15 protein-coding genes are annotated in these 15803 nt (G+C 56.2%); 4 read left to right on the top strand and 11 right to left on the bottom strand.

Annotated features, from left to right (window positions below):
- Nucleotides 1-5: 5 nt before the first annotated feature.
- The 4 genes from JQC75_RS13920 to JQC75_RS13905 form a co-directional block, all read right to left on the bottom strand.
- Nucleotides 6-419 carry a YjfI family protein gene (locus JQC75_RS13920; protein WP_011760775.1) on the bottom strand — a complete coding sequence of 138 codons (414 nt, stop codon included), beginning with the start codon at nt 417-419 and terminating at the stop codon, nt 6-8.
- A gap of 135 nt (nt 420-554) precedes the next feature.
- The gene (locus JQC75_RS13915; RefSeq protein ID WP_203324649.1) at nt 555-2270 is read right to left on the bottom strand and encodes a polyamine aminopropyltransferase; all 1716 of its coding nucleotides are present in this window, start codon (nt 2268-2270) and stop codon (nt 555-557) included.
- Nucleotides 2271-2273: 3 nt separating this feature from the next.
- Complete coding sequence (locus tag JQC75_RS13910) at nt 2274-3173, bottom strand: DUF350 domain-containing protein (RefSeq protein WP_203324648.1); 900 nt, start codon at nt 3171-3173, stop codon at nt 2274-2276.
- A gap of 23 nt (nt 3174-3196) precedes the next feature.
- Complete coding sequence (locus JQC75_RS13905; protein ID WP_203324647.1) at nt 3197-4174, bottom strand: hypothetical protein; 978 nt, start codon at nt 4172-4174, stop codon at nt 3197-3199.
- A 215-nt stretch (nt 4175-4389) separates the two neighbouring features.
- Between JQC75_RS13905 and glnE the strand changes: the two genes are divergently transcribed.
- Complete coding sequence (gene glnE, locus JQC75_RS13900; protein ID WP_203324646.1) at nt 4390-7275, top strand: bifunctional [glutamate--ammonia ligase]-adenylyl-L-tyrosine phosphorylase/[glutamate--ammonia-ligase] adenylyltransferase; 2886 nt, start codon at nt 4390-4392, stop codon at nt 7273-7275.
- On the opposite strand, the gene JQC75_RS13895 is transcribed toward glnE, so the two are convergent.
- Nucleotides 7215-8138: a LysR substrate-binding domain-containing protein gene (locus JQC75_RS13895; RefSeq protein WP_203324645.1), complete on the bottom strand. Its 924-nt coding sequence runs from the start codon at nt 8136-8138 to the stop codon at nt 7215-7217. The genes glnE and JQC75_RS13895 overlap by 61 nt on opposite strands.
- 115 nt (nt 8139-8253) lie before the next feature.
- Between JQC75_RS13895 and JQC75_RS13890 the strand changes: the two genes are divergently transcribed.
- Nucleotides 8254-9708, top strand: a complete 1455-nt coding sequence (locus JQC75_RS13890; RefSeq protein ID WP_203324644.1) for an amidohydrolase family protein — start codon at nt 8254-8256, stop codon at nt 9706-9708.
- Here JQC75_RS13890 and zapE read toward each other — a convergent pair.
- On the bottom strand, nt 9705-10826 hold the full coding sequence (zapE, locus tag JQC75_RS13885) for a cell division protein ZapE (protein WP_203324643.1): 1122 nt from the start codon (nt 10824-10826) through the stop codon (nt 9705-9707). The two genes, JQC75_RS13890 and zapE, sit on opposite strands and share 4 nt — an antisense overlap.
- Nucleotides 10827-10970: 144 nt before the next feature.
- Here zapE and JQC75_RS13880 point away from each other — a divergent pair, with 144 nt between their 5' ends.
- On the top strand, nt 10971-11531 hold the full coding sequence (locus JQC75_RS13880) for a DUF6942 family protein (protein WP_203324642.1): 561 nt from the start codon (nt 10971-10973) through the stop codon (nt 11529-11531).
- 105 nt (nt 11532-11636) lie between these two features.
- Entirely contained in the window at nt 11637-11831 is a 195-nt protein-coding gene (locus JQC75_RS13875; protein ID WP_203324641.1) for a hypothetical protein, read from the top strand.
- Between the two features lie 22 nt (nt 11832-11853).
- Here JQC75_RS13875 and JQC75_RS13870 read toward each other — a convergent pair whose 3' ends face one another.
- The 5 genes from JQC75_RS13870 to JQC75_RS13850 all read right to left on the bottom strand — a co-directional run bounded on the left by JQC75_RS13870 (nt 11854) and on the right by JQC75_RS13850 (nt 15780).
- On the bottom strand, nt 11854-12366 hold the full coding sequence (locus JQC75_RS13870) for a hypothetical protein (protein ID WP_203324640.1): 513 nt from the start codon (nt 12364-12366) through the stop codon (nt 11854-11856).
- A 12-nt stretch (nt 12367-12378) separates the two neighbouring features.
- Nucleotides 12379-13200 (bottom strand): FAD:protein FMN transferase, encoded by an 822-nt coding sequence (locus tag JQC75_RS13865; protein ID WP_203324639.1) that lies wholly within the window; start codon nt 13198-13200, stop codon nt 12379-12381.
- A complete protein-coding gene (locus JQC75_RS13860; protein WP_203324638.1) occupies nt 13201-13752 on the bottom strand; it encodes an FMN-binding protein in 552 nt (183 codons plus the stop codon).
- A gap of 44 nt (nt 13753-13796) precedes the next feature.
- Entirely contained in the window at nt 13797-14693 is an 897-nt protein-coding gene (locus tag JQC75_RS13855) for a DUF6662 family protein (protein WP_203324637.1), read from the bottom strand.
- A 148-nt stretch (nt 14694-14841) separates the two neighbouring features.
- Nucleotides 14842-15780 carry a LysR family transcriptional regulator gene (locus tag JQC75_RS13850; protein WP_203324636.1) on the bottom strand — a complete coding sequence of 313 codons (939 nt, stop codon included), beginning with the start codon at nt 15778-15780 and terminating at the stop codon, nt 14842-14844.
- Nucleotides 15781-15803: the final 23 nt, after the last annotated feature.

The raw sequence follows: 15803 nt of genomic DNA, 5'->3' as shown, positions 1-15803 counted from the left end.
GCTCCTTAATTCAGGTAATCGGCCATTTCGGCGATAACTTCGAGACAGTTGTCTGACAGGACACTGAGCTCCTGTTCTATTTCAGCCATGCTGGACTTGAGCGACAGCGCGCCATACACCACATATTTGTCGTCGATTTTGGCAAAGGCCGACAGTGGCATGGGGATGTTCAGTTCCAGCATGGTTTCAAACATCTCGGCACGGGTCTCGGTTTTGACTTCGTCTTCACCCCACAGGTAGCTGATGCAGAGCACCTGATTATCGGTAACCGACACAAAAATCGGGATCTCCTCCCGGCCTACGATATTGACCTGCAGTACCTCCACATCACCTTCGATGGGATAACAATCAAACCTGAAGCCGGTCTGGCTGTTGTCACCCAGTCCATTGAGATGATTGGCGATAGCGTGGATATTCATAGTTGTCCTCTCTGACATATTATGTCTGTGGTTCAAGATAACACTGGGACATAATATGTCAAGTATTATCTTGGTCGTTTTTTCGCCCCGAGTGTAGCCTGTTTTAGGGCGTGACCTGTTTTGGGCCGTTCCTTGTTAAAACAAATTGATACCGCTCTCTTCCTGCCAGGCTTCCTGATGATATTGATAAATCACCTGAGAACCGAATTGGTTGATGTCCACCGCCCCAGCCCGCTCCTCAAATCCCGGCGGAAAAGCAAAGGCGCTGGTTATCATCTCTTTGCTGAGCCAGGCATGGGGTATGGGCTCTGCCGCCATCACCTTGTCTTTGGCCGAGCCTGACAGTGTGCCCAGCGTCCAGCCCCATTCACCGAAACTGGGCACATTTTGGTGATAGCGGGCAATGTTGAATCCTGCCGACTCCAGGGTATTACCCACACTCAGAAAGGCGCGGGTGGCATGCCAGGGGGAGGTGGATTGAATCGCAATGGCGCCGTCGTGGCTCAGCAGTTCTTTGAGTTTGCGATAGAAGAGGTCGGAATAGAGTTTGGAAAGATCCGGATGGCTTGGGTCCGGTAAGTCGACTATTACCACATCAAAGTGCTGGCCCGCTTCGATGAGTTTGTCTACTCCGTTAAAGGCATCATCGAACATCAGCGAGAGTCTTGCATCCTGCAGCGCCGCGGCATTTTGCCTCAGCAGTGCATTGGCCAGACGCGTTGGCATGTCGTCAGCCGGTGACTGAAACAAGCGCACCAGCTGTTCATCCAGATCCATCAGCACCACTTCCCTGGGTTGCCACTGGAGCACATCCCGTGCGGCCATGCCGTCACCGCCACCGACAATGAGTACTCTGTCGTGCCGCGCGGCAGCCATCATTGCCGGCCATACCAAAAAGCCGTGATAAATGGCTTCGTCCTGTGTGGAAAACTGCAAACGGCCATTCAGGTACAGGGAATACACAGGGGGAGCCGTGCCCCTGAGTCTTTCGGTGAATACCAGTTGTTGAAACCGGGTTGCCTGGGAATAGATAACCTTGTCTTTGTAGAGCAGGTTATTGAAATCCTGCTCCAGTGCCGGCCCCTTGATGGCAAGTAGCAAGAGTGCCACTGATGCCAGAATGTGCCCAAGCAACAGCCAGAAAAAGTGTCTGAGGCGGGTTCTGAAACGCAAAATAAAAGCCAAGCCTGCCAACAAATTCACGCTGGCGGTGAGGGCGGCGGCAAGCTGAATATCCATGGCCAACATCAGGCCTACCCAGATGGCAGCCCCGACACCCGCGCCTATATAGTCGGCACCATAGATGGTACCGGCGTTGTGCAGCAGATGCTCATCGGAAAGTGCCTGGCGCACCCTGGCGATAAGTGGAATTTCCATGCCGATTAACAGCCCCAGCAAGGTACCCACCAAATAGGGCAGATACTGCATCAGTTGTTGTATCTGGCCCAGAAACCCGCCGGTTGGCAAGAGGTCAGGTGGCAAACCAAAGGTATCAGCCAGCAGCTGTGGCAACCTTTGGGTGAGGCCGATGGCGGCGGCGCAAAACAGTACGCTGGAGGCGCCAAGCAGGGCTACCGTCAGCTCCAGCAATGCAAAACCGGCAAAGGGATTGCGAATTGCGCGCGCAGCGAAGGCGCCTGCTCCCATGGCCACAATCATCAAGCCAATCATGGTGTAGATGGCGGCTTCCATGGCACCGAGAATTCGCCCGGCGTAGTGGCTGAGCAGATACTCGTAAATGAGGCCACACCCGGCTAAAAGGGCCATTATCCCCAATAGCAGTGCATCATCCAGGCGGCCGAGGTGTTTGGCCGGGGTTAAAGGCTGAGGCAGGTCCTGTGCCAGCGCCATGGCTTAAGCCATCAATCCGGTGAGAATAAGCGCAATGGCGATACTGATGGCGACCTCGACTGCAGCAAGTCCCACATTGTGTTGGCGCTCGATTTCATCGGCGAGATTGATACGGGCCAGCACCAGCAATTTGACCAGCTTCAGCAGCAGCGAGAGCGCCAGCAGCATCACCAGCGAGAAACACAGCCAGCCAAGCAGATTGGTCAGATAGGCCGTTGGCGAGAACAGGATAAAGTGGCTCGCGGCATTGAAGGTTAATGCCATGGCCAGCATGTGCCCTGAGTGGCGGATAGCGAGTGCGGTGTGCCCCTTTGCCAGCGCCTCTTGCATACAGGCGCCCTGATTGCGGGCGCTGTAGCGATTTTCGCGAAGTCGTGTCAGCAGTACCAGCATCAATTGTGACACCACAAAGGCGGTGCCTATGGCGATAAAGGTATTGATGGTTAAGTCTTCAACCCACAGGAGGCTGGCGCGGATGATAATGGCCGTGGCCACAGCGGCGGCGGCATCCACCAGTGCCACCGACAAATTGCCTTTGAGTATTTGGGCATTTTTGTCGATGTTGTTGAGAGCGATTTTGTCGTGCATGACCCGGCCGACTTTAATCAGCAGCATACCAAACACCCCGTAGGCGCTCATGCCGATGGCTTCGGTGAGGTAATCGGGGGCCGCAGCGCCTGTGATGGCGCCCGTGAGCACAATACCCAATGCCAGCACGGCGCCGGCAGTGCTGATGCCAAAGGCGGCATTATCTTTTTCCGCCAGCTCATGGCTGCTGTTGACCTTGACGCTCCACCCCTGCAGATATCGCATGGCGGTGAGCAGCAGCACGGCGATGGTGAGGTCGATGGCGAGGATCAGCAACAGTTCTTGTGTCAGGCCATAGTCTTGTAACAGTGTCATCATCAGATCCTTAATTTCTGGGCTCACTTGCCACGTCGGGTGCTGCGGCTGGTGCGGTTTTTGGCATCGCGAAAACTGCTGTCCTTGGCATAGTTGGAGCGGAATTTCTGTTTTTCGGTACGGGCCTTGGCGGCCTGGGCCACGCTGGGTGCCTGCTGGCTCTGTCGTGACAGGCCGCTGGCACCGCTGCGGGTTTTGGCATAGGGGCTGTCGAAACGCTTGCCCTGGCTGTCGAAGCGCTTTTTCGCCTGCGTAAACACCTGCTGCTGGCGTGCCAGATCCCTGGGGGAGCTGTAGCGGTAGCGGCCTACGTCGTTGTAATAGCTGTAATGGCGACGACTGGACCAGTTATCGTAGTAAACCGGCCGGTGAAACAGGTTGGAGAACATGGCATACATGCCATACCAGGCCCAGAACGAGGTACCATCGCTGCCGGTTTGCCATTGACCATAGGTGGGGTTGCCGACGAGCTGGCTGCCCGGTCCAAAGTCTTCACCATTGGCGGCTAGCTCGGCCTCGCGGCTGATGGCATTCATTCGCGGCAGGGTGCCGCCCGACATATCCGCCAGTGCATTGAGGGGGTCTGACAGCATGTCGTTATAAAGAATAGGGTCGGCCGCCTGATAAAGGTTTTCCAGCTCCGCAAGGCGCATGTCTTCATCGACAAAGTTCCCGGGCGCGAGGGCGTCGCTGCGGCGCCTGACCAGGCTTTGATACAGGGGCCCCCGGGCCGCATCCTGTGACAGGGCGTCAATGATTGGCGATAAGGACGCATCCTGAGCCTTCAGCCGCTCGGCATACTGGGTAATCAGGGTTGCGTTGCGGATTTCGCCCTTATCCAGCATGCTCCCGAGGGTATTGATGCGGCTCTCGGTGAGCGTGAGGTATTTTTCGATTTCCTTCGCCTGCTGGGCCGCGCCATCGTCGCCGCAGCCTCCCAGACCAAGCATCAGCATCACAGCTCCAAGAGGGAGAAAGATGCGTTTTAGCCATCCTGCCATTTTCACTCCGTTAATCCCTGCACCGCAGGCGAACGCCTTGGACGGTGCATTAAAAATTCAGGGAATATTATCGGGTTAACCCGTAGGTCATCCCCAGAGGTTTATAGTAACCTTATCCGGGTATCGGCGTCTTGCCCCCGGGATGCGGGAATGCAGACCCACTACCTATATCATTCTCGACATAATATGTCGATACTCGGTTGTCAGGGAACACTATGTCGCAGCAACATCAGGCAGAAATACCGAAAGAAATCAAAGAAAAAGGCAGCCTGTGGCTGGCATCTCTGGAGGCGCACCATCCTGAGTCTCTGATTGGGCTCGACTCGGTGCAGCGCCGGGAACTGGAACAGGTTGCCGGGCTGAGCGATTTTATTGCCAGAGAGCTGTCGCGCCATCCCGAGCGCATTGCCAGACTCTTTGACGGTTTGCTGGACAAGGTCGACAGAAGTGCTTTTGACCGGGAACTGCATCAGGCGCTGGCGTCTGTCACGGCAGAAGAAGACGCCAAGGCGGTGCTTCGGCGCTACCGTAATTTTCAGATGGCACGTTTGGCCTGGCGCGACTTTACCGGAAAGGCGCCCTTGGGTGAGTCGCTGCTGGATATCTCTGCGCTGGCTGAAGCCCTGATTATCGCTGCCCGTGATTGGCTTTACCGGGAGATGTGCCAAAGCCTCGGCACCCCCACCGATCCCGATGGTCGCCCTCAGCCCCTGATGATCCTGGGGATGGGTAAACTGGGTGGCCGTGAGCTGAATTTCTCCTCTGACATCGACCTGATTTTTACTTTCCCCGAGCACGGCGAAACCCAGGGTGGGCGCAAATCGCTGGATAACCAGCAGTTTTTTATCCGCATGGGACAACGACTGGTGAATCTCCTGTCTCAGGTCACTGTCGATGGTTTTGTGTTCCGGGTGGATATGCGTCTTCGCCCCTACGGCGAGAGCGGCCCTTTGGTGGTCAGTTTCAGTGCGCTGGAAGATTATTATCAGGAGCAGGGCCGTGACTGGGAGCGCTACGCCATGGTCAAGGCCCGGGCGCTGGGCCCCTGGAGCGGCTGCAGCGATGAGCTGCACAGTTTGCTGCGCCCCTTTGTTTACCGCCGTTATATCGATTTTTCGGCGATAGAATCGCTGCGCCGCATGAAGCAGCTTATCGCCCAGGAAGTGAGACGCCGCCACCTGACCGACAACATCAAATTGGGGGCCGGCGGTATCCGTGAAGTCGAGTTCGTGGTGCAAAGCTTTCAGCTTATCCGGGGCGGGCGTGAACCCAGCCTGCGCACCCAGAGTCTTTTTGGCGCCATAGATACCCTGTACAGCCTGGGCCAACTGGAATACCTGGCGGTGGATGAGCTGAAAAACGCTTATGTGCTGCTCAGAAGGGTTGAAAACCTGCTGCAGGCCATCGACGACAAACAAACCCAGACTCTGCCGGATAACCCGCTGGATTGGCAGCGATTGTGCTGTGCCCTGGAAATGGCCAATGAGTTTGACCTGCGCGCCCATATCGAAGCGGCCATGGGCAAAATTCACCGTCACTTTCGCGCCACAGTGGGCGGCGAAGAAGCCGAAGAGAATCACGAACATTGGACCTGGCAGTTCTGGAATGTGCAGGAAGACGACCATGCCGAAGCGCTGCTGAAAGATCAGCACATCGACGATCCGGCGCTCTGGCCTTTGCTTCAGGGCTGGCGTGAAACCATGTCGCGGCGCCCCATCGGTCCCAGAGGGCGGGAAACCCTCGACCGCCTGATGCCCAAACTGTTGGGGGAACTGGTGTCCATGCCCACGCCGTCGGCTGCCTTTTCCCCGGTATTCAATGTGGTTGAGCAGGTGTTGACCCGCACCACCTATCTGGAGCTCCTGTGTGAAAACCCGGGCGCCAGAGCCCAATTGGTCAGCCTCTGCTGCGTCAGCCCCTGGATTGCCGATCAGCTGGCGAAGTTTCCCATGCTGCTGGATGAACTTATCGATCCGGCTGCCCTTTATGACATCACCTCCCTCGACGACTATGGCAGCGAGCTGCGCCAGTATCTCCTGCGGGTGCCGGAAGATGACATGGAGCAGCAAATGGAAGCCCTGCGCCAGTTCAAGCTGACCCAGCAACTCAAGATTGCCGCCGCCGACGTCACCGGGGTTTTGCCGATTATGCAGGTCAGCGACCACTTAACTTTCCTCGCCGAAGCCATTATTGAGCAGGTGGTGCATCAGGCATGGGGGCAGGTCGCATCCCGTCATGGGGTTCCTGCGCACCTGGAGCCCGGGCAGATGGGCTTTGCCGTGATAGCCTATGGCAAGCTGGGTGGTATCGAGCTGGGTTATGGCTCCGATCTGGATTTGGTGTTCTTGCACAATCATCAGGGAGCAGGCCTTACCACCGGGGAGCGGCAAATCGAAACCAGCCATTTTTATCTCAAACTGGCCCAGCGCATTTTGCACCTTTTCTCGACCCGCACCACGTCGGGTGAACTCTATGAAGTGGATATGCGGCTGCGCCCTTCCGGGGCATCAGGCTTGCTGGTGAGCGAGATTGAGCGATTTGGCGAATATCAGCAGCAAGAAGCCTGGACCTGGGAGCATCAGGCACTGGTGCGGTCACGCTTTGTGTTTGGCGATAACCAACTGGCGGCCCGTTTCAGCGAGATTCGCGCCGAGGTGCTTGGCAAGGTACGGGATCCCGCGGTGCTCAAGGGCGAGGTCAAAGCCATGCGCACCAAGATGCGTGAGCACCTGCTGAAAGTGGACGAGGGCATGTTCGATTTGAAGCAAAGCCCCGGTGGCATCGCGGATATTGAGTTTATTGCCCAGTATCTGGTGTTGGCGGGCAGCGCCGAATTTGAGGACCTGACTGTGTGGTCTGATAACGTGCGGATTTTCCAGACGGCCGCCGAACTCGACATACTGCCACTCAGTCTGGCGCAGCAGCTGATTGCCGCTTACTGTACCCTGCGGGATGAAAATCATAGGCTCACCCTGCAGCGTGAGGCCGGGCAGCTACCTGCCATTGCCGTTGCCGAGCACAGTGAGCGGGTGTGTGCCATTTACGCCGATGTACTGGGGGATGACAGTGATGAGCTGCCACTGGAGAGCCGGTCGCAATAAGCGCCGATTTCATCCGCCAGGCACTGCAGTTCTGCCCCCGGTGAGCCGGCAAGGTGCAACGCCAGTTCCATGGCGGTTGCCTGGGGTAGCGATGCTATCTCTTTATGTTCCCCGGCCCTGATAAAACGGCTGGGTAACAGACTGACCCCCAGCCCGGCGGCCACGGCGCACAGCACCCCCTCAAGGGAGTTGCTGCTGTACACCAGTCGCCAGGGAATGCCAGCTTCATCCAGCAACTGGGCCATTTCATTGCGATAAAGGCCGCCTGCCGGAAAGGCAACCAGGGGCAAGGGCTTTCCTGCCTTTTCGGGTTGCCAGTTTGCGGCGGCAAGCCAGCTCAGCGCCTCTGGCCAACAGGCTTTTGCCGGGTGCTCTCCCGGGCGCTGTTTAATCAGCGCCACATCCACCATTCCTTCCTGAAACGCCTGATACAGCGGTTTACTGAGGCCCGATTGCACCTCGAGCTTTACGTTGGGATAGCGTGTCCTGAGTTTCATCAGGATGGGCATCAGGGTGTTTCCGGCAAAGTCTTCTGCCACAGCGAGGCGCAGCAAGGGGGGCCGCTCCGGCGCCATGCCCGCCTCGGCCATCAGAGCCAAAATTTGCCGTGCGTAACCCAAAAGCCGCTCGCCATCCACTGTGGGCATGGCGTAGCGTCCCTTGCGGCTAAGTAGCTCGCAGCCCAGCTGCTGCTCGAGCCTTTTTACCTGTTGGCTCACGGTGGATTGGGTTAAATGGGTGGCGGCAGCGGCCCGGGTAAAGCTGCCGCTGTCGGCCACCGCCACGAATGCCCGCAGCAGCACAGGATCAAGCAAGGCCTGTTGGGGGAATACCTGCCCAGTGCCGAGCGATGGGGATGACATAGTTATATTCCAGTGGGAAATCCACTGATGATTATTTCGTTATTTAATTTCTAAATCAAATGGCCGCGTCCTAGACTGGGGGCACAATAACAAGACCCTCAAAGGATCCCAGATAATGACCAGACTCAAACCACTCGCTCGAACCCTTAGCCTGACCTTAAGTCTCGGCCTGGCATTGGGGTTGACGGCTCACGCCCATGCCCAAAGCCTCAAACTGACCAATTTCCAGTTGGTGGACGTGGAGCAAGGCCGTCTGGTACAGGGTAAGCAGCTGCTGATTGAAGATGGCCGTATTGTGCATGTGGCCCCGGCGAATGAGCCTCTGGAGGCCGACAGCACGCAAGATCTGGGCGGCCAGTATCTGTTGCCGTCATTGTGGGATATGCATGTGCACTTTGAGGGGCGTGAGCTGGTGGAGGATAACGCGCTGCTGCTCCCCCTCTATCTGGCCTATGGCATTACGGCGGTGCGCGAAGCTGCCAGCGACCTTGCCCCGGAAGTGATGGTATGGCGCCGGCAAATTGCCGATGGCGAACGCCTTGGTCCGCGTATTTTCTCGGCAGGCCAAAAATTTGAGGGCATAGACTCCCTGTGGAACGGCGATATGGAAGTGGGTGATGAGGCTGCCATGCGCCGCGGCATGGAGAAGCTTGTCGCCATGCAGGTGGATTTCATCAAGATAACCGAAAACACCATGACACCGGCGCTCTATCTTAAAACCCTGGCCGAAGCTCACAGCCGTGGGTATCGGGTATCCAGCCACATTCCCTATGGCGTGAGTGTGGCCGATGCCGCCCGCACCGGGCTGTCGAGTATTGAGCATGCCTCCTACGTGCTGCGTTTGGGGCACAGGGACGAGGCCGCCATCGCGGCGTCGGTGAGAGACGGCAGTTTGTCGGCCAAAGATGCCGCCGCCCGATACCGGCAGGGATTCGAGCAGCACGTGGCCTCAGAGGGATACAAGATGCTGGCGGCGGAGGGGGTGGCCGTGACGCCCACCCTGATTGGTGGTTATCAGCTGGCGAATCTCGACACCAACAATCACAGTCAGGATGCGTTTTTGCGTTATCTGACTACGGCCTTTACCGATAAGTATCGCTGGCGCATCGAACGCATGGGCGAGCAAACGCCCGAGCAGTGGCAAGCGCGCAAGCAGCGCTATGAGAGCGAAGCTAGTCAGCTGCGTCATCTGGATGCCGCCAGGGTAATGCTGCTTGCGGGCAGTGACTCCGCGGCGCTCAATACTTATGTTTATCCTGCTGAAGGGCTGCATACAGAATTGCAGCTGTGGCAGAAGGCAGGATTGAGCCCGGCGAGAATTTTGCGCGCTGCCACTCTCGATGGGGCCAAATTCATGGGGCTGGAGAAGGATTACGGCAGTATTGCCGAGGGTAAGCGGGCGGATTTGTTGGTGCTAAAGACCAACCCCCTGGCGGATATCAGCGCGACACTGAAAATCGATAGTCTGGTGCTGGGCGGGGAGTATCACAACGAAGCTCAGCTCACGCGCTGGAAAGACAATGCCGCTGCGGCGGTGCAAATCCTTAACACCGGCCGCAAGGACATCTAGCCCGGCCAATCGGCCCGCAGCATCTGTTGAAGCCGGCTTTGGGTGCGGCGAAACTCAAATCCCAGAGCCCCCTGACAATAAAGCTCGTCGAGGGGGACCTGGGTGTGTAAAAACAGCTGCTTGCCCTGATCGTAAAACTCATCCACCAAGGCAATAAAGCGCCGCGCCGCATCATCCTGTGGGGCATAACTCAAGATGCGCTCGCCAGTGATGGTGGCTTCAACGCCATCTTCGGTACCCCGGGCGCGGATCCAGCCCCGGGGCTCGCCGCCGAGCCTTGGCACGTCGCTTAGCACCAATATCTCCAACTGCTCCGCCAGCGCCATGTAGTCCAGTTGCGAGCGGGGACCATCACACAAGTCTTCAAAGCGGAACCAGGCAACGCCCGAAGCGGTGCGTCTGGCATGAATAGGGCGCCCCAGTATCTGCATTTCAAGATTGCTAACTGCTTCAGGGCCGAATAGGGCCTCGAAATCAGCATCGCCGCCACACTGCCAGCGCGGCAGCCCCGCGGCTTTTGTATTTGCCCTGAGGCGATGATCCACACTGCCGTTTAAGTGAATGGACTCCAGCTGTTGCTGCAAGAGCTCGATGGCAGGCAGAAACCTGTCCCGCTGCAGGCCGTTTTCATACAACTTGTGAATTGGCGTGTTGGAGGTGGCGACCAGCATAACGCCTTCATCAAACAGGGCCTCGCACAGGCGCCCCAAAATGATGGCATCACCAATGTCCGAGACAAAAAACTCATCGAAACAGAGAACGCGGCAGTCCTTTGCCAGCTGCCGTGCCAGATGTCTCAGTGGGTCACGTACACCGGTGAGTTGATTTAATTGCCGGTGAATACGTGCCATAAAGTGATGGAAGTGCAGCCGCAGGTTGGGGATATTCCCGAGGGAGGCATGGAAGAGATCCATCAGTAAGGTCTTGCCCCGGCCCACATCACCCCACAGGTAAAGCCCCTTAGTGCCAGCGTGCCTCTGAAGCGACTCGAATCTGAATTGTAAGGCGGCCAGAGCCGCCAGCTGTGCCGGGTCCTGGTGCAGCCGGGATGTTTGGCACAGCCGTTGGTAAGCTTCACTTGGCGATGAAAAATCAGGGATTTGGCGAGTGTCTGGCATACAGCAAGGTCGGGGAGGCACAAAGAGTGGCAGTATATCAGCCCTGTTGCCGCCCTGTCGCAGCCCTTGGCGTCCCGGTGCGGATAACCTATGCTGTGGCCCATTTCGCCTGCCTGAACCGGCAAATCGAATAAGGGAATGAAGATGACAAGCACAAGACCACCCGTGTGCCTGGGTGATGAACACTATCAATTGGGTGTCTGTATCGCCAATCGCCCACCCTTTATGGGGCTTGGCGAGCTTGCCAGCTGCCGCGCGCTGGTGAGCGGCGAAATCAAAGCCATAGGCGACGCCTGTGGCAATGGCTGGCGCAAGGTGTTTAACGTGTATGCCAAGTTAATGTGGGCCATGGCCGCCGATGAGGTGATTAAAAAGGCATTGCCAGCGGTTGCGGCCGTGAGCCAATTTGATAGCTGGCAGGCGTATCGGGATGCAATGCTGCTGCAACCAAACTGCGGCACCGCGCTGCTGTTTTCATCCCCCCTTGATGCGCGAACTGGCCCTTTGTATCTGGTGATGGGGAAAGGTTACGGCACTGCTTTCAGCGACAGGGAAAACGGCGGATTGCAACTCGAGTGGCTAAGTGAGCGATTTGCCATAGACCGTCATCGCCGCCTTATCGTCTGTCCTTATTTCGACTATCGGCAACTCAGTAATCAGCGCATCGATGAGCTGGTGGTGCTGATACGGCGCTTTTGTGAGTAATGCGTATGGCCGAACTAAATACCGATACACATTTATGCCAGTATCTATTCTTAAATCTGACTATTTGACTGCCATGGCTGTGCTATCGCTGTGAAAGGAGAGCGTATGATAAAACCTCAATACGGGGTGGGGGTGTTATTGGCAGGCCTGTGCCTGGGTGGCTGCGAGAATGTTCACTGGCTTGACCCCGAACCTGCCAAAGAGGTGAATCAACCTCAGCTCCCCGAGCAGGATGGCATGGTGAAAGACAATGAGCGCATCCTCGATGATGCCCGCCGGGACGGCAGGCTCAACCAGTAGCCCCGATAGTTCCAGCAGCGACTTATTCAGTCAAAGAATGCTGCTTTAACGCCTGCCGGGAGCTGGTGTGCTTACTGGCTGCCTGCTGGATTTTTTGCCTCCTTACCCTGCGGCCCTTTACCCAGTGCCAGGTGAATACGCACACTAGGGATAATCCCATTCCCGAGTGGGCAAGGCTTGCTGCAAACTGCGCCGACTCTGCGCTCAGGTAATAAAGACCAACACCTGTCAGCATCAACAGCATCATGGAAAGTGACATTAAGAGCCCACTGACATGGTTTTTCTTTTTACGCCAGCCTGCGCGTATATGGACTTGCCAAAGCGCACCGAGAAGTATCAGCAGCACAGCCGCGCTGAGAGCGTGAGTGCTCACCAGAGGCAAGCGCCATCGACCATTAAGCATCATGGGCAGTTCCCATTCCAGTTTAAATTCCAGTACCCAGGGATACATGGCAAACCCGGTGGCGGCGCAAAGCGTCATCGACACAATAAGCAGGTAAAAAAAACAGTCAGGATATCCGTTTAAGCGTTTCATCAGTCTCTTGTCTCAGGGCGTGGACTCAGGGTTTGATGCTGGGTAAGGAATGTGTCCGCCGAGGCGAGTCACCATATCTGGGGTGGCAGACGCCAGCACCTTGGTGAGCGCATCGGCACGCCAGGCAAAAGGGGCGATAACAGATAGCAGGGACTCGGTCTGCGGGGAATTTTCCGGGGGAGCATCCTGGCAAATGATAAGCGAGGGGAAGCGCGCATCCGGCCCACCGCCGAGCCTTGAGCTTGCCAGTGCAGCATTCTTGAGCCACAGGGTATCGGTAAAGCCCTGGCTGTTTCTCAGCAGCACCTTAATGCCGTATTCCCCGAACACTTTGAGATCGCCCCCGGCATTGACCGAGCCTGCGCGCACCCCAGAGCGTTTAAGGCAGCTTACTGCCATGTCCACCGCGTAGCCCTTGGCAATGCCATCCAGGGTAACCAGAACCGGCCGTTTAAGCCTGGCCCGGGTGCCTTTTATCTCTATGTCTTCCCAACTGCCACAAGGTAAAAAGTCGGCTTCGGTATGACAGGGCAGTGCTCCGACGGTGACCAGAGCGCCGCCCAGGGTGACATTGAAACGGTTATCGCTCAGCCTGCCCAGCGCTTTGGCGAGCCAGAGTATCCTGGCGCCATGTCTGCCCATGTCGGTCCATTGCATCGGGCTGGCGTTGAGGGACGAAAGTGCACTCATCGGCCGATGAAACGACAGGCTGGTGTCTATCTCGCTCATCAGCCGAAAGGCGTCAGTCATCGCTACCTTTACATCAGCATGGCCGGGGGCAGTGATCCTGATGTCCGTCAGGGTGCCCAGCATGGGTTTGGCGCGGCGCAGCACTCAGGACTCGCGGGCCAGAAAAAGCTCGTGGATGGTCAGCAGTCTTTTGACTCCATCAAGCAGATTACGGCAACTGAGGGTAGCGCCGCTGATATTGGGCACATCTTCATCGAGCTTGAAGGGGTCTTTCAGACTTTTGCCTTTGAAGTTGGTGCGCCAGCTTTCGTCTCGTACTTCTGCGCCGTGGGTTTCGCGGTAGCTCAGCACTTCTATGCCCATGACTTCGCCGTCGGCGCTGATGGCGGCGGCGTAGGTAATGTATTCGTGCTTGCCTATAACGTCATCGACCATAAACCAGCCTTGTAACTGACCGTCTTTTTCTACCCGCCAAATGGGCTGGTGGTCCTGACGTTGTCTGGTGCCGGCATGGGATTTGATAGCGCTGCGTGCACCGCTGTCAAACAGGGTAGGGCGCTCGATAAAGCTACTCGCGGAGGGAAACAGTAACTGCTGCGCCAGAGGGATACTCAGGTAATCGGCGGCCACGGCAGGTGCCGCCACAAAAGTCATGGGAATAAACCAGAGGCTGTTGTTTAACAGGGAGTCAGACATTGTGATTCTCCAAAAGGGGCGTCGACGGACGCCCCATCCTGCAATCAGAAGTTGTAGGCGATCTTAAAGCGCCATTCCTGCTCTGTTTTTTCAATCAGGTGCAGGTCGGTATCCTGGCCGTCAAACTGCTCACCACCACCGGCAAGCTGAGGCAGCCAGGTCAGTGTTGCCCACCAGTTGGCGCTGCCGTAATGCAGTGAAGGACCGGCGAACCATGACCAGCGTTCCTGACCTACTTCGGTTTCAAATTCGGTCTCGTAGAGTACTTCGGCGCTGACAAACCAGTTGGGGGCGAAACGATAGCTCAGGCCTGTACCGAATTTAAGCTCGATCTCCATTTCCGGATCGGTTGGCCAGTCAAAATCCTCCGGTAGGTTATCGATGGGGGCGCGGTTGGCGTAGGTGGTTTCCACCGCCATGTTACCAAGCCAAACCAGCTCACCTTCCATAAAGTACTTTTGTGTTTGCAGTCCCAGCTCCAGCGACAGTGTGTCTTTGTCATAGCCTGAGTGCTTGTCAATCCAGTCGTAGTCCAGTGACAGGCTGGCCTGCAGACCCACATCGTCTTTGGCGGGACTGAGGAACATGTAGGCCATTCCCAATTCCACGCCAGAGGCTTTGAAACCTATATCTTTGGCCCCCGGCAGGTAGCCATCAATGGATAGGCCCTTGGTATCCAGCGACATAAACTTGGCCGAAACCGATGAAGAAAACTTGTTGGAAACCCCGTATTCGTATTCGGTCTCGAAGTCGATACCCTGATACGAAGCCACGCTCTTGCCGTCACGTACTGTGACTTTTTGGTATAGCTCAGAGGCGCCTTCAGGCAGGGCTTCGGCGCCTTTGATATAGCCAAACAGATCTTCACCCGCAAGGCTGTGTTGGCTGACTGCTGTGGCGAGCAGGGCAAATATGCATAGCCCAAGTTTTGTTGCTTTCATGTTCATTCCCATCTTGATGTTATGTCCAAACTGCTGCGCATTTTAGATAATGCAGGTGAAAATGAAAATGGTTCGCATTATGTTTTTGTGCTTTTCATATCTATGTTATTGATAAATATGGCTAATAAAATTTAAGCTTGTTTTCAGCTCATTGATTGGACACCGCCTGACTGAGAATATCTCTGAGCCAGCGGTGGGAAGGTTGGTTATCTACTCGCCGGGGCCAAACCATGTAAACCGGGATGGCGCGGCTTTTGAAAGGGAAGGGCAGTACCTGTAATTGCAATAAAGGTGCATAGGCTCGGGCCAGCCGTGAGGGCGCAATGCCGATGGCTTCGCTTCGGGCGATGCTAGCCATCATACTGATTTCACTGTTGTTCTCACTATAGATGTGCCGTTCTGGCAGGGGCTCGTCGCAGAAGATCTCGCCAAGACTTAAACCATGACGGCTGAGGTTTAAGACACAGTGGCGTTCTGCCGCATATTGCTCTGCCGAAAGGCTGCCATGGATCCTTGGGTGATTACGGGCAGCGACACATACAAACTTTTCTTCGATAAGCAGCTGGCTTTTGGTGCTGTTGCCTGTGGGGGGAAGAATGTCTATCACCATGTCGGCGCTGCCACTATAGAGCGCTTGGTAAACGCCTTCGGGATCGGCGGTCATGTCTTTGAATACAATCCCCAGTTTCAAGTCGCGCAGGAGGGGTTCGAGCAGGTGTTGCAGCGTATGAGTTGCCGCTTCGTAGGTATACACCGTAAATTGACGGGTGCTGGTGGCCGGATCGAACGCTTTAAAGGCATCCAGTGTGGCGGCAATGTCCTCCATGGCGACAGACAAACCCCGATATAATTGATGCCCTGCGGCTGTAGCAGTAATGCCGCGTCCGGTGCGCACAAAGAGCTCCTCACCTATTTGTGCTTTGAGTCTGGCAATGGCGTTGCTGACAGATGATTGGGTCAACCCCAAAACATCCGCCGCCCGAGTGAAGGAGCTGTGCTGATATACGCACATAAATACCCGCAACAGATTCAGATCCAGCTTGCCGTAATCGCCCATGTGGTCTTGTATTTGTTTCTGGTAAAACAATAAGGTAACTCCTGTTGCAGGAT

The sequence above is a fragment of the Shewanella litorisediminis genome (assembly GCF_016834455.1).
GTDB classification, from domain to species: Bacteria; Pseudomonadota; Gammaproteobacteria; order Enterobacterales; family Shewanellaceae; genus Shewanella; species Shewanella litorisediminis.
The sequence above is the reverse complement of the archived record's forward strand: the minus strand, read 5'-3'. Positions and strand labels throughout refer to the sequence as shown.

What these genes read in the sequence shown, in the direction of transcription:
- JQC75_RS13920 (WP_011760775.1), bottom strand. Translation starts at nt 419, where the DNA reads ATGAATATCCACGCTATCGCCAATCATCTCAATGGACTGGGTGACAAC.
- JQC75_RS13915 (WP_203324649.1), bottom strand. Translation starts at nt 2,270, where the DNA reads ATGGCGCTGGCACAGGACCTGCCTCAGCCTTTAACCCCGGCCAAACAC.
- JQC75_RS13910 (WP_203324648.1), bottom strand. Translation starts at nt 3,173, where the DNA reads ATGACACTGTTACAAGACTATGGCCTGACACAAGAACTGTTGCTGATC.
- JQC75_RS13905 (WP_203324647.1), bottom strand. Translation starts at nt 4,174, where the DNA reads ATGGCAGGATGGCTAAAACGCATCTTTCTCCCTCTTGGAGCTGTGATG.
- glnE (WP_203324646.1), top strand. Translation starts at nt 4,390, where the DNA reads ATGTCGCAGCAACATCAGGCAGAAATACCGAAAGAAATCAAAGAAAAA.
- JQC75_RS13895 (WP_203324645.1), bottom strand. Translation starts at nt 8,138, where the DNA reads ATGTCATCCCCATCGCTCGGCACTGGGCAGGTATTCCCCCAACAGGCC.
- JQC75_RS13890 (WP_203324644.1), top strand. Translation starts at nt 8,254, where the DNA reads ATGACCAGACTCAAACCACTCGCTCGAACCCTTAGCCTGACCTTAAGT.
- zapE (WP_203324643.1), bottom strand. Translation starts at nt 10,826, where the DNA reads ATGCCAGACACTCGCCAAATCCCTGATTTTTCATCGCCAAGTGAAGCT.
- JQC75_RS13880 (WP_203324642.1), top strand. Translation starts at nt 10,971, where the DNA reads ATGACAAGCACAAGACCACCCGTGTGCCTGGGTGATGAACACTATCAA.
- JQC75_RS13875 (WP_203324641.1), top strand. Translation starts at nt 11,637, where the DNA reads ATGATAAAACCTCAATACGGGGTGGGGGTGTTATTGGCAGGCCTGTGC.
- JQC75_RS13870 (WP_203324640.1), bottom strand. Translation starts at nt 12,366, where the DNA reads ATGAAACGCTTAAACGGATATCCTGACTGTTTTTTTTACCTGCTTATT.
- JQC75_RS13860 (WP_203324638.1), bottom strand. Translation starts at nt 13,752, where the DNA reads ATGTCTGACTCCCTGTTAAACAACAGCCTCTGGTTTATTCCCATGACT.
- JQC75_RS13855 (WP_203324637.1), bottom strand. Translation starts at nt 14,693, where the DNA reads ATGAAAGCAACAAAACTTGGGCTATGCATATTTGCCCTGCTCGCCACA.